Below are 13102 nucleotides of genomic sequence, written 5' to 3'. Positions count from 1 at the left end.
CGCGAGCGGACGACGGCGACGACGTGGAGGCAGCGGGATGAGCAGGCGTGGCTGGAAGGGGCGGTCGGGACGGCTGTCCGTCGGCATGGCGGCGGCCGGTGCGACCCGCGCGGCCTACGCGGAGCTGCGCAGGCGGCCCCCGGTCGAGGCCCGGATGTGGCAGCGCAGCAACTACGCGGGGCGCGGTGTGGAGCTGTACGGCGGCCTGGCCGCCGCGGCCGGGGCCGCGACCGCCCTGGGCGCCGCGCGCGGCCTGACCGTACGCTCCCGGATCGCGGCCGTCGGCGCCGCACTGGCCGCGGGCGCCTGCGGGGCCTACGACGACCAGGCCGGCTCGCCCGACGAACGCGGCTTCGGCGCGCATCTGAAGGCGCTGCGCGAGGGCCGGTTCACCTCGGGCGCCGTGAAACTCCTCGGCATCGGCGCGGCCGGGCTCGCCGCGGGCACCCTGCTCAAGGTGCGGCCCTTCGACCAACTGCTCGCGGGCGTCGTCATCGCGGGCACCGCGCACGCGGTGAACCTGGTGGACATCTCGCCCGGCCGCGCCGCGAAGGCGGTCATCGCCGTCGGCGTGCCCGGCCTGCTGCGCCGCGGCCCCGCGGGAGTGCTGGCCGCGGCCCCCGTGGGCGCCGCGGCGGCCGTACTCGGCGACGACCTCAGCGAGCGGACGATGCTCGGCGACGGCGGCGCCCACGCGCTCGGCGCGGCGCTGGGCGCGGCGATCGTCGTCGCCAACGGCAGGACCGGGCTGCTGCTGCACGCGGCGGCGCTCATCGCGATGACCGCCGCGGGCGACCGGATCTCCTCCCACGAGCGGTTGTGGAACGCGCCCGGAGTGCGGCACGTTGACTCCTGGGGCCGCGTGGCACACCCGTATGGGTGATCCCAAGGGCGGGTGAGCGGGCCTGAGCGCGACCGTGACCGGTGACCCGCGGGTGCGGCCTGGCATCCTGGAGGGGTTGCCCGTACCCGCCAACACCCGCCGTCCCGTGCCGAGTCAGGAGCAGTGCCCCGCGTGAGCAGCATGTCCACCCCCTTCCAGGGGCAGCTCCACGCCGTGCACGTCATGGGCACGACGTCGGGAGCGCACGTCAGCTCGCTGGCGGGCGGTCTCGTGGCGCGGGGTGTCGCGGTCACCGTCTGCGGGCCCCCCGCCGCCGAGGCCGACTACGCCTTCTCCGGCACCGGCGCCCGCTTCGTACCCCTCGACATCGGCCGCAGGGCCGCCGCCGCCACCGACGCGCCCGCCGTCGCCGCTCTGCGCGCCGTCTTCTCCGGCGCCGGAATCGTCCACGCGCACGGCCTGCGCGCCGGACTGCTGGCCGCGATCGCGCTCGGCGGCCGCAGCACCCCACTGGTCCTCACCTGGCACGGCGGCGCCCCCGCGGAACACGACGGCGCGGGCCGCGCCGCGCTGCTGCGCTGGCTGGAGCGCCGGGCGGTACGCGGCGCCACCGTCGTCCTCGGCGTCTGCGCCGAACTCGTCGACCGGGCCCGCCACCTCGGCGCCAAGGACGTCAGGCTGGCACCGGCCGCCGTACCGCGCCCGGTCGCCCCGCCGCCGCGCCTGCCCGGCGACGGCGAGCGGCACACCCACAAGACCCGCGCCGAATTCGGCGCGATCGACCGCCCGCTGCTGCTGGCCGTCGGCCGCCTCGAAGCCCACAAGGGCTACGACCTGCTGCTGGACGCCGCCGCCCACTGGACGGGTCTCGAACCGCCGCCGCTGGTAGCCGTCGCGGGCGAGGGCAGTAGGCGCGCGGCCCTGGAGAAGCGGATCGAGGCGGAACAGCTCCCGGTGGTCCTGCTCGGCCGCCGCGACGACGTGCCGGAACTGCTCGCCGCCGCCGACCTCGTCGTGCTGCCCAGCCGCTGGGAGGCCCGCCCGCTGATCGCCCAGGAAGCCCTGCACGCGGGCGTTCCCCTGATCGCCACCGCCGTCGGCGGCACCCCCGAACTCGTCGGCGACGCGGCCGTCCTCGTCCCCTACGGCGACGCGGCGGCCCTCGCCCGCGGCGTCGTCACCCTGCTCGCCGACCCCGGCCGCCGTACCGCCCTGTCCGTGGCGGGCCGCGCCCAGGCCGCCACCTGGCCCACCGAGGACGACACGGTGGCCCAGGTGCTCAGCGTCTACGACGAGCTGACGCAGGTCTGACGGACCGGGGTCCGGGACCCGCTACGCGCGGAACGCCCCGGTGGCGGTGAGCCGCAGCGCCGTGTCGATCAGCGGCACATGGCTGAACGCCTGCGGGAAGTTGCCGACCTGGCGCTTGCGGCGCGGGTCCCACTCCTCGGCGAGCAGACCCAGGTCGTTGCGGAGCGCCAGCAGCTTCTCGAAGAGCTTGCGCGCCTCCTCGACCCGGCCGATCATCGCGAGGTCGTCGGCGAGCCAGAACGAGCAGGCGAGGAACGCCCCTTCGTCGCCGGGCAGGCCGTCCAGATTCTCCTCGCCGTCGGCGCCGCTGGAGACGGGGTAGCGCAGGACGAAGCCGTCCTCGGTCGACAGCTCCCGCTGGATCGCCTCAATGGTGCCGATGACCCGCTTGTCGTCCGGCGGCAGGAAGCCCATCTGCGGGATGAGCAGCAGCGAGGCGTCCAGCTCCTTGGAGCCGTAGGACTGCGTGAAGGTGTTGCGCTCCCGGTCGAAGCCCTTCTCGCACACGTCGTAGTGGATGTCCTCGCGCAGCTCCTTGAGCCGCTCCAGCGGGCCGTCGACCTCGCCGGACTCGATGAGCTTGACGGTGCGGTCGACCGCGACCCAGGCCATCACCTTGGAGTGCACGAAGTGGCGGCGCGGGCCCCGGACTTCCCAGATGCCCTCGTCCGGCTCGTTCCAGTGCTTCTCCAGGTAGCGGATCAGCTTGAGCTGGAGGACGCTCGCGTAGTCATTGCGGGCCAGGCCCGTCATGTGGCCCAGGTGCAGGGCCTCGGTGACCTCGCCGTACACGTCGAGCTGGAGCTGGTGGGCCGCGCCGTTGCCGATCCGCACGGGGGAGGAGCCCTCGTAACCGGGCAGCCAGTGCAGCTCGTTCTCGCCCAGCTCGCGCTCGCCCGCGATGCCGTACATGATCTGGAGGTTCTCGGGGTCGCCCGCCACCGCGCGCAGCAGCCACTCGCGCCAGGCGCGGGCCTCGTCGCGGTAGCCGGTGCGCAGCAGCGAGGACAGGGTGATCGCGGCGTCGCGCAGCCAGGTGAAGCGGTAGTCCCAGTTGCGGACCCCGCCGATGTCCTCGGGCAACGAGGTGGTCGGCGCGGCGACGATCGCGCCGGTCGGCCCGTACGTCAGCGCCTTGAGCGTGATCAGCGAGCGCACCACCGCGTCCCGGTACGGCCCGGTGTACGTACACTGCTCGACCCACTCGCGCCAGAAGTCCTCGGTGGCGGTCAGCGACGCCTCGGGCTCAGGCAGCGAGGGCTGCGGCTTGTGCGACGGCTCCCAACTGATGGTGAACGCGATGCGGTCACCGGGCGCGACGGTGAACTCGGAGTACGTCGTCAGATCCTGGCCGTAGGTGTCGACATCAGTGTCCAGCCACACGGAGTCGGGCCCGGCCACCGCGACCGTACGGTCGCCGACCTTGTGCACCCACGGCGTGATCTGCCCGTAGGAGAAACGCATCCGCAGGGCGGAGCGCATCGGGACGCGGCCGTGCACGCCCTCCACGATCCGGATGACCTGCGGTGCGCCGTCACGCGGCGGCATGAAGTCGATCACACGGACCGTGCCGCGCTCGGTGTCCCACTCGGACTCCAGCACCAGCGAGTCGCCCCGGTACCTGCGGCGCGTCGCGGCCGGCGGCTGGTCGTCCTTGCCGTGCGCGGGGCCGAGCCGCCAGAAGCCGTGCTGCTCGGTACCGAGCAGTCCGGCGAAGACGGCGGGCGAGTCGAACCGGGGGAGGCACAGCCAGTCGACCGTGCCGTCCCGGCAGACCAGTGCGGCGGTCTGCATATCACCGATGAGGGCGTAGTCCTCGATGAGCCCGGCCACGTGCAACTCCAGTCGAACGACAGGCGCCGCCCCCGCTGGGGACGGTCTTGCGGTCTGGGGATTTTGGACGAGCTCATGATCCGGGAACTGGGCGGGGATAGTGCCGTGCCGGTCGGCTCGTAGCAATGCGTCCGTGCAGGATACGTCGTCCGAGGAGGGCGTGCGCATGTCTCCGCGATCTTCGCTCCGCCGGTCGGGTGTACCGGCCCCGCGGCGGCTCCACGACGGCCCCGCGGCTGCGCTACAACGCCTTACTACGGCCTTACTACGGCCCTTCGACGGCCCTTCGACGGCGCTTCGACGGCCAGAAGAGCGCACGAAAGCTGCCCGAAGACCTCACGAAGACCTCACCAAGACCGCCCGGCGACCGCCCGATGGCCGTCCGGAGGCCGGGCGGAGGCCGGGCGGTGGCGGCCCAGAGTGGCGAAAGTCATCGGTCGTGCCCGCCGGCCGCCGTGGCGCATCATTCGGCGGCCGGGGTCGCTGATACCCTGGTAGCCCGTGGGCCGGTGGGATGAACCACTGAACCGCCGCGACGGCGCTCCCAAGCACGAACGCCGTCCCGACCCTCACCTCGCGACCACGGGAGCCCCCTCTTGGCAGCTTTTCTGAAGAATGCGCCGAAATCCACGACGAAGCACATCTTCGTCACCGGTGGTGTGGCCTCCTCTCTCGGCAAGGGCCTGACGGCCTCCAGCCTCGGGGCGCTGCTCAAGGCACGGGGCCTGCGGGTCACCATGCAGAAGCTCGATCCTTATCTCAACGTGGATCCGGGCACCATGAACCCCTTCCAGCACGGCGAGGTCTTCGTCACGGACGACGGCGCCGAGACCGACCTCGACATCGGTCACTACGAGCGCTTCCTCGACGTCAATCTGGCGGGTTCCGCCAACGTCACCACCGGCCAGATCTACTCCACGGTGATCGCCAAGGAGCGGCGCGGCGAGTACCTCGGTGACACCGTGCAGGTGATCCCGCACATCACCAACGAGATCAAGTCCCGTATCCGCCGGATGGCCACCGACGACGTGGACGTCGTCATCACCGAGGTCGGCGGCACGGTCGGCGACATCGAGTCGCTGCCGTTCCTGGAGTCGGTCCGCCAGGTCAGGCACGAGGTCGGCCGGGACAACGTCTTCGTGGTGCACATCTCGCTGCTGCCGTACATCGGCCCCTCCGGCGAGCTGAAGACCAAGCCGACCCAGCACTCGGTGGCCGCGCTGCGCAACATCGGCATCCAGCCCGACGCGATCGTGCTGCGCGCGGACCGCCATGTGCCGGACGCCATCAAGCGGAAGATCTCGCTGATGTGCGACGTCGACGAGGACGCGGTGGTCGCCGCGATCGACGCGCCCTCCATCTACGACATCCCCAAGGTGCTGCACACCGAGGGCCTGGACGCGTACGTCGTCCGGCGGCTGGACCTGCCCTTCCGCGATGTGGACTGGGCCCAGTGGGACGACCTGCTCAAGCGGGTGCACGAGCCCGCCCACGAGGTGAAGGTCGCGCTGGTCGGCAAGTACATCGACCTGCCCGACGCCTATCTGTCGGTGACCGAGGCACTGCGCGCCGGCGGATTCGCCAACAACGCGAAGGTGCACGTCAAGTGGGTCACCTCCGACGACTGCCGGACCCCGGCGGGCGCGGCGGCGCAGCTCGGCGACGTGGACGCGATCTGCGTGCCCGGCGGCTTCGGCGACCGAGGCGTCGAGGGCAAGGTCACCGCGATCACCTTCGCCCGTGAGAACCGCGTCCCACTGCTCGGACTCTGCCTCGGCCTGCAATGCGTGGTCATCGAGGCCGCGCGCAACCTCGCCGGGATCGCCGACGCCAACTCCACCGAGTTCGACCCCGGCACCGGACACCCGGTCATCTCGACCATGGCCGAGCAGCTCGACATCGTGGACGGCAAGGGCGACCTCGGCGGCACGATGCGCCTGGGCACCTACCCGGCGAAGCTCGCCGAGGGCTCCATCGTCCGCGAGGTCTACGGCGACCAGCCGTACGTCGAGGAGCGGCACCGCCACCGCTACGAGGTGAACAACGCCTACCGCGCCGAGCTGGAGAAGGCGACCGGCATCGTCTTCTCGGGCACCTCGCCCGACAACAAGCTCGTCGAGTACGTCGAGTACCCGCGCGAGGTGCACCCGTACCTGGTCGCCACCCAGGCGCACCCCGAACTGAAGTCCCGCCCGACCCGGCCCCACCCGCTGTTCGCCGGGCTGGTCAAGGCGGCGGTCGCGCGCCAGCAGCAGGACGCGCAGGAGCGGCAGGGCTGAAGGCGGCGTTACGGGAGCGGGCCCGGCGCCCGCTCCCGGTCACTCGGTACGGTCACGGACTCGGAAGGCGCAGCATGCTGAAGGACACTCAGGAGGAGTGGCGGGTCACCGTGACCTCCACGCCGTTCACCGGCAAGAAGACGTCGGTACGCACGGACGAGGTGGTCATGCCCGACGGCACCACCGCCGTCCGCGACTACCAGGTCCACCCCGGCTCGGTGGCCGTCCTCGCCCTCGACGACGCCGACCGCGTCCTCGTACTGCGCCAGTACCGGCACCCCGTACGGCAGAAGCTCTGGGAGATCCCGGCCGGACTGCTCGACATCCCCGGCGAGAATCCGCTGCACGCGGCCCAGCGCGAGCTGTACGAGGAGGCGCACGTCAAGGCCGAGGACTGGCGGGTCCTCACCGACGTCTACACCAGCCCCGGCGGTACGGACGAGGCGGTACGGATCTTCCTCGCGCGCGGTGTCTCCGAGGCGGACGGCGAGCGCTTCGCGGTCGCCGAGGAGGAGGCCGACATGGAGCTGGCCCGCGTCCCGCTCGCCGACCTCGTCAGCGGGATCCTCGCGGGCGACCTGCACAACAACTGCCTGGTCGTGGGCGTCTTCGCGCTCCAGGCCGCGATGAACGGCGCCGGTCTCGACGCGCTGCGGCCCGCCGAGTCGCCGTGGCCCGCGCGGCCCTTCACACCCTGACCGTCCGCTCCACAGCTTCTTCACAGCTCCCTCATCGGTCTCGATGATCCGATGGAGTGATCATTTGCGCGGTCGGCCGCGTCGGAGCCCCGGACCGGCCCGACCGCGTGAACTAGGCTCGTCGCCGTAGCCGCGTACCCGCGCATCCGCGCCCCGCGCGGACGACCCCACTGAGCCGGGAGCGTAGGCCGTGACGGATCAGGCGCTGAACCCCAACGGGACCCCTGCGGGAGCGGACGCCCCGGCGGCACCTGAACCGGACACGGCCCCCGCACCCGCCAAGGCGCGCGCCCGCCGCCGACGGTCGGCTTCCGCCGGCTCCCCGACGCGCAAGGGCCCGGCCCCCGAGGCTCCTTCTGCCGCTGTCGAGTCCGGGCCGGAGCAGCCGCCCGCGAAGGACGCCGAGCCGTCGTCCGCGACCGGCCCCAAAGCCGAACGCACCGCCGCCGGACCGGACGCCGGGCCGGAACCCGAGTCCGAGTCCGAGTCGGCACCGGACACTCCGGCCGCGCGTCCGGCGAAGGCCGAGCGCACCGCCGCCGTCGCGCCGGGAACCGAGAACGGGTCCGGGGCGGACACCGGGGCCGACGTCGAGGCGGACCCCCAGCCTGATCCCACGCCTCATCGCAAGGCCGACCCCAAGGCCGACCCCAAGGCCGGGACCGCGCCCGCCGCGCCTTCGGACGTCGGCGCGGGCGCGGCCCGCCCGGTGAGCCGGACCGGCGAGGTCACGGTGCGGGTCGGCGCCGCCGTATGGGCGGGAGCCCAAGGCGAGGGTCAATTCGTGGGCCGGGAAAGGGAGTTGGCGGAGCTGCGCGGAGAGATCGGACGGCCGGGCCTCGGAAAGCAGGGGAAGGGGCGGGCGCGCGTGCTGCTCGTCGCCGGACGCCCCGGCGTCGGTCGGACCGCGCTCGCGCTGCGCCTGGCCGAAGACCTGGCCGACGACTACCCGGACGGCCAGGTCTTCCTGCGCATGACCTCCCCGGAAGGGGAGCCCGTACCCGCCGAGCAGGCCGTCCGCGCCCTCCGCCGAGCCCTCGCCCGTACTCCGGGAGCCGACGGATCGGCCGCCCCCGTAACACCCGCCGCTCCCGCCCCGGCCGCCCCGTCCGGCGGCCCCGCCGCCACCTCGCGCAAGACGCTCCTCGTCCTGGACGACGTCCTGCGCGCCGATCAGCTCGACGGGCTGATCCCCGACGCGCCCGGCAGCCTTGTCGTCGTCACCTCGGACGGCCCGCTGCCCGGAGTGCCGGACGTGCGGCCGTGCACGCTGGGCGGGCTCGACACGCCCGCCGCCGTGGAACTGCTCGCGCACAGCATCGGCTCCACCCGGGTGACCTGCGACCCGCGCGCCGCCGAGGCCCTCGTGCAGGAGATCGGCGGGCACCCCACCGCGCTGCGGCTGGTCGCCGCCTGGCTCGCGGCCCGGCCGACGCTCTCCGTGGCGGACGCCGCGACCCGGCTGCGTACGGTCTCGGCCGACGCGCCCGCCGCGCCCTCGGCCGACGCGGACGGGACGGCGCCCTCGCGCGCCGCCGCGCAGGGCGAACTCGTGCGGTCCTTCCGGCTGGTCTACGAGGACGTGCCGCAGACCGCCGCGCGGATGCTGCGACTCCTGTCGCTGGCACCTGCGGGCATGGTCGACGCGCAGGTCGCCTCGGCGCTCGCGGGCTGTTCCGTGGCCGCCGCGCAGAGCACGCTCGACGACTTCGTCGGCGGCGCACTGCTGGCGCCCGGTCCGGTGACGGGCGACGAGCTGCCGCCGCAGTACCGCCTGCCCGGCTGCTTCGAGCCGCTGCTGCGCGGGCTGCTCGAATCCCGCGACCGCCCGGAGGAGGTCCGGCTGGCCCGGGCCAGGATGCTGGAGCGGACCGTACGGCTGCTGCTGTCGTGCGGCTCGGCGCTCGTGCGGATGCGGCTGCCGGACGACGGCCCGCGCAGCCTCAGCTTCGACTCGCCCGCGACGGCCGCCGAGTGGCTGCGGTCCCGGCTGCCCGCGCTGCTGGCCTCCGCGCGGGTCGCCGTCGCGGACGGCGATCTGGACACCCTGGCCAGACGGCTGATCGCCGCCCAGGTGCAGGCGCTCGCCGCCTTCCCCGGCGGGAACGCGATGGCGGCCGAGCAGTACGAACTGCACGGCCTGGTCCTGGACGTCGCCGAGCGGCGCGGCCTGGACCGGGAGAAGGCGGCGGCGCTGATCAATCTCGGCGACCTGGACGCGGCGGCGGGCCGTTCCGACCGGGCGCTCGACCGGTACCGCGCCGCACTGGGCGCGGCCCGCAAGTGCGACGACGCGGAGGCCGAGGGCCGGGTGCTGGAAGCCCTCGGCGGTACGTATCAGGAGCGGCACGACCCGCAGCGGGCCGCCGACTGGTACGGCAGGGCGCTCGCGCTGCGCCAGGAACGCGGCGAGACCTTCCACGAGGCCCGGCTGCACGGCCGGATCGGCGCGCTGTTCACCTACGACGGCCGGTACGGGCCCGCGCTGCGCGAATGGCGCGCCGCCGCCGGGGCGTACCGGCGGCTGGGCGACCTGGGCGCGCAGGCCCGCGCGCTGACCGAGGCCGCGCGGGTGCAGGAGTACGCGGGCTACCCGGAGGACGCGCTGCGGACCTGCCGCGACGCGCTGTACTGGGCGCGCAAGGCGGGGGAGCGGCGGCTGGAGGGCGCGATCCTGCTGCGGCTCGCCGACACGCTCGACCGGCTGGGCGATCCGAGCGGCGCCACGGTCCAGCGCGCCGCCGCGAACCGCCTGCTCAGCGAGGGCGAATCGGCGCCGAACTGACGATCCCCGCGCTGTATACCTACGAAACTGCCAATGGTCTCGGCCAAAGTGGTCACTTTGTAAGGCTGGACAGAGAGTCTTCCTTCACTAGACTGGCTTTCTGCCGCCCCAAAGCGGTCATTCTTCCCTGAGCGCAAGGACCGTGATCGACGTGAAGGTGGGCATCCCCCGCGAGGTCAAGAACAACGAGTTCCGCGTGGCCATCACCCCGGCAGGCGTGCACGAACTCGTCCGCAACGGACACCAGGTCTTCGTGGAGCAGGGCGCCGGCGACGGCTCGTCCATCCCCGACGAGGAGTACGTCTCGGCAGGTGCGGGCATCCTCGCCACCGCCGACGAGGTGTGGGCCACGGCCGATCTGCTGCTCAAGGTGAAGGAGCCGATCGCCGAGGAGTACCACCGGCTCCGCAAGGATCAGACGCTCTTCACCTACCTGCACCTCGCCGCCTCCCGCGCGTGCACGGACGCGCTGCTGGAGTCGGGCACCACCGCCATCGCGTACGAGACGGTGGAGACCGCGAACCGCCAGCTCCCGCTGCTCGCCCCGATGTCCGAGGTGGCCGGCCGGCTCGCCCCGCAGGTCGGCGCCTACCACCTGATGCGCTCGGCCGGCGGTCGCGGCGTCCTGCCCGGCGGCGTCCCCGGTGTCCAGTCCGGCAAGGCCGTCGTCATCGGCGCCGGTGTCTCCGGCTGGCACGCCACCACCATCGCGCTCGGACTCGGCTTCCACGTCACGCTGCTGGACAAGGACGTCAACAAACTGCGCGAGGCCGACAAGGTGTTCGGCAACCGCGTGCAGACCATCGCCTCCAACGCCTACGCGCTGGAGAAGGCCGTGCTCGACGCCGACCTCGTGATCGGCGCGGTGCTCATTCCGGGCGCGAAGGCGCCGAAGCTGGTCACCAACGAGCTGGTCTCGCGCATGAAGCCGGGATCTGTCCTTGTCGACATCGCGATCGACCAGGGCGGCTGCTTCGAGGACTCCCGCCCCACCACGCACGCCGAACCGACGTTCCCCGTACACCAGTCGGTGTTCTACTGCGTCGCGAACATGCCCGGCGCGGTTCCCAACACCTCGACGTACGCGCTGACCAACGCGACGCTGCCGTACATCGTCGAACTGGCCAACCGCGGCTGGCGCGAAGCGCTGCGACGTGACGCGGCTCTCGCTCTCGGTCTCAACACGCATGAGGGACAAGTTGTTTACGGTCCGGTGGCCGAGGCGCACGGCCTCGACTCCACCGACCTGCACGCGCTGCTGGGCTGACCGGCGGCCACTGTGACCAGGCGCGTCAACATCGCGCCAACACCGCACCACCGGCCGGGTCTTGTGTGTCGAGGCCCGGCCGTTCATGTGCTTACGCCCTTGACAGCGGGGTGTTCGGTTGCCGACACATCGTGCCGTGTCCGGCGGATTGTGTTGCTGTGGACCACCGACACGCCATAGAGTCGCGAATCGTCGGCTGTAGTCACGCTGACCTGTCTAGAAGTTTCCTGGTCACCAAGGAGGTAAGACGACTTGTGAATGAGTCGACATTTGCTCCCGGGGGTGGTCAACCAGGAATGACCGTCGGTTCCGTCGCGGTCCGCACCTTCGAGTCCCGCCGGCCCGAGACGAACACAGAGACGCAACCTGCTTACGCCATGGCGCCTTTCAACGACAACGACCTGCAGGACGGTCAGTTCTACGACCCGGATGCCGAGTACGAACCGGATCCGGAGTACGCGGCCACCCTCGCCCCGGACGCGGCCCGGCAGCGCCGCGAACGCGTCGGCCCCACCGGCCGGCCCCTGCCGTACTTCCCGATCCCCAATCCGCTCACCAACCACGGCCCCGCGAAGATCGTCGCGATGTGCAACCAGAAGGGCGGGGTCGGCAAGACCACCTCGACCATCAACCTGGGCGCGGCGCTGGCCGAATACGGCCGCCGGGTGCTTCTTGTCGACTTCGACCCGCAGGGCGCGCTCTCGGTCGGCCTCGGGGTCAACCCGATGGAACTCGACATCACGGTCTACAACCTGCTGATGGAACGCGGACTGGCGGCCGACGAGTGCCTGCTGAAGACCGCGGTGCCCGGCATGGACCTGCTCCCCAGCAATATCGACCTGTCGGCAGCGGAAGTGCAGCTCGTCAGCGAGGTCGCCCGCGAGTCGTCGCTCCAGCGCGCCCTCAAGCCGCTGATGGCCGACTACGACTACATCGTCATCGACTGCCAGCCCTCGCTCGGCCTGCTGACGGTCAACGCGCTCACCGCGGCGCACTCGGTGATCGTTCCGCTGGAGTGCGAGTTCTTCGCACTGCGCGGGGTCGCGCTGCTCACCGAGACCATCGAGAAGGTCCGCGAGCGGCTCAACCCCGAGCTTGAGCTCGACGGCATCCTCGCCACCATGTACGACTCGCGCACCGTGCACAGCCGCGAGGTGCTGGCCCGGGTCGTCGAGGCGTTCGACGAGCACGTCTTCCACACCGTCATCGGCCGCACCGTGCGGTTCCCCGAGACGACCGTGGCGGGCGAGCCGATCACCACCTACGCGTCCAACTCCGTCGGCGCGGCCGCCTATCGCCAGCTCGCCAGGGAGGTGCTCGCCCGGTGCCACGCCGAGTGAGTCTGCCGGGCGCCGACGAGCTGTTCCGGACGACCGGAGGAGCGGCGCTCCAGGCCCCGCAGCCACGGCAGCACCCCGGCGGCCCCGGCCCCGGCGGCTCCGGTGGTTCCGGGAGCTCCGGCGGCTCCGGTGGTCCGGGCGAAGGACAGAACGGTACGCAGGCGGACGGCCGGCTGCGGTCCGTACCGGTGGCCGACCCGGCCGCCGGGAACGACGCGGCCGATCCCGCGGACGGCGACGAAGGGACACGACCCTCCGGCACCGCGGGACAGGGCGAGGACAGCGCGGAACACGGCGGCCGGGACATCCCGACCTCACGCCGCCCGCTGACCGCCGAACGGGCCGGTATGCCGTCGCCCGCCGCCTCCTCCGGCACCATGACCGCGCCCGCGCCGCAGCCGCAGGCCGCACCGGTCCAGCCCCCGATCACCGCCCAGCCGCAGCCCCAGCAGGCGCGGCGCAAGGCCGCCCGGCAGAACCGCCGTCCCAGCGGGCGCGAGCGGCACGACGAGAAGATCACCGTCTATGTCTCCGCCGAGGAGCTGATGGATCTGGAACACGCCCGGCTGGTGCTGCGCGGTGAGCACGGGCTCGCCATCGACCGCGGCCGGATCGTCCGCGAGGCCGTCGCCGTGGTGCTGGCCGATCTGGAGTCGCGCGGCGACGCGAGCATCCTCGTACGCCGTCTGCGGGGCCGCTGACGCCCCGACGGCGCGCGGTCGGGGAACGGGGCATGGCCTGCTGC

Annotated in this window: 9 protein-coding genes; 8 read left to right on the top strand and 1 reads right to left on the bottom strand. The window is 72.6% G+C overall.

Annotated features, from left to right (window positions below; translation table 11 throughout):
* Nucleotides 1–37 precede the first annotated feature (37 nt).
* Nucleotides 38–883: a hypothetical protein gene (locus tag ACFY9V_RS13380; RefSeq protein WP_391161356.1), complete on the top strand. Its 846-nt coding sequence runs from the start codon at nucleotides 38–40 to the stop codon at nucleotides 881–883.
* 141 nt (nucleotides 884–1024) lie between these two features.
* Nucleotides 1025–2155, top strand: a complete 1131-nt coding sequence (locus tag ACFY9V_RS13375) for a glycosyltransferase (RefSeq protein WP_391161391.1) — start codon at nucleotides 1025–1027, stop codon at nucleotides 2153–2155.
* Between the two features lie 21 nt (nucleotides 2156–2176).
* Here the strand turns inward: ACFY9V_RS13375 and ACFY9V_RS13370 are convergent, their stop codons facing one another.
* Nucleotides 2177–3994, bottom strand: coding sequence for a glycoside hydrolase family 15 protein (locus tag ACFY9V_RS13370; RefSeq protein WP_391048613.1), 1818 nt, complete (start codon nucleotides 3992–3994; stop codon nucleotides 2177–2179).
* Nucleotides 3995–4596: 602 nt separating this feature from the next.
* On the opposite strand from ACFY9V_RS13370, the gene ACFY9V_RS13365 reads away from it, so the two are divergent.
* The 6 genes from ACFY9V_RS13365 to ACFY9V_RS13340 all read left to right on the top strand — a co-directional run bounded on the left by ACFY9V_RS13365 (nucleotide 4597) and on the right by ACFY9V_RS13340 (nucleotide 13058).
* Nucleotides 4597–6267 carry a CTP synthase gene (locus ACFY9V_RS13365; protein WP_355333611.1) on the top strand — a complete coding sequence of 557 codons (1671 nt, stop codon included), beginning with the start codon at nucleotides 4597–4599 and terminating at the stop codon, nucleotides 6265–6267.
* Between the two features lie 74 nt (nucleotides 6268–6341).
* Nucleotides 6342–6965, top strand: a complete 624-nt coding sequence (locus tag ACFY9V_RS13360) for an NUDIX hydrolase (RefSeq protein ID WP_355333518.1) — start codon at nucleotides 6342–6344, stop codon at nucleotides 6963–6965.
* Nucleotides 6966–7155: 190 nt separating this feature from the next.
* Nucleotides 7156–9750, top strand: a complete 2595-nt coding sequence (locus ACFY9V_RS13355; protein ID WP_391161355.1) for a tetratricopeptide repeat protein — start codon at nucleotides 7156–7158, stop codon at nucleotides 9748–9750.
* 151 nt (nucleotides 9751–9901) lie between these two features.
* On the top strand, nucleotides 9902–11017 hold the full coding sequence (ald, locus tag ACFY9V_RS13350; protein WP_355333609.1) for an alanine dehydrogenase: 1116 nt from the start codon (nucleotides 9902–9904) through the stop codon (nucleotides 11015–11017).
* 377 nt (nucleotides 11018–11394) lie between these two features.
* A complete protein-coding gene (locus ACFY9V_RS13345) occupies nucleotides 11395–12357 on the top strand; it encodes a ParA family protein (protein ID WP_355333513.1) in 963 nt (320 codons plus the stop codon).
* Complete coding sequence (locus ACFY9V_RS13340) at nucleotides 12342–13058, top strand: hypothetical protein (protein WP_391048607.1); 717 nt, start codon at nucleotides 12342–12344, stop codon at nucleotides 13056–13058. The genes ACFY9V_RS13345 and ACFY9V_RS13340 overlap by 16 nt, the downstream gene beginning before the upstream one ends.
* Nucleotides 13059–13102 lie beyond the last annotated feature (44 nt).

This window comes from Streptomyces sp. NPDC008317 (assembly GCF_042955955.1).
GTDB lineage: Bacteria > Actinomycetota > Actinomycetes > Streptomycetales > Streptomycetaceae > Actinacidiphila.
The sequence above is the reverse complement of the archived record's forward strand: the minus strand, read 5'-3'. Positions and strand labels throughout refer to the sequence as shown.

What these genes read in the sequence shown, in the direction of transcription:
- ACFY9V_RS13360 (WP_355333518.1), top strand. Translation starts at nt 6,342, where the DNA reads ATGCTGAAGGACACTCAGGAGGAGTGGCGGGTCACCGTGACCTCCACG.
- ACFY9V_RS13345 (WP_355333513.1), top strand. Translation starts at nt 11,395, where the DNA reads ATGGCGCCTTTCAACGACAACGACCTGCAGGACGGTCAGTTCTACGAC.
- ACFY9V_RS13380 (WP_391161356.1), top strand. Translation starts at nt 38, where the DNA reads ATGAGCAGGCGTGGCTGGAAGGGGCGGTCGGGACGGCTGTCCGTCGGC.
- ACFY9V_RS13375 (WP_391161391.1), top strand. Translation starts at nt 1,025, where the DNA reads ATGTCCACCCCCTTCCAGGGGCAGCTCCACGCCGTGCACGTCATGGGC.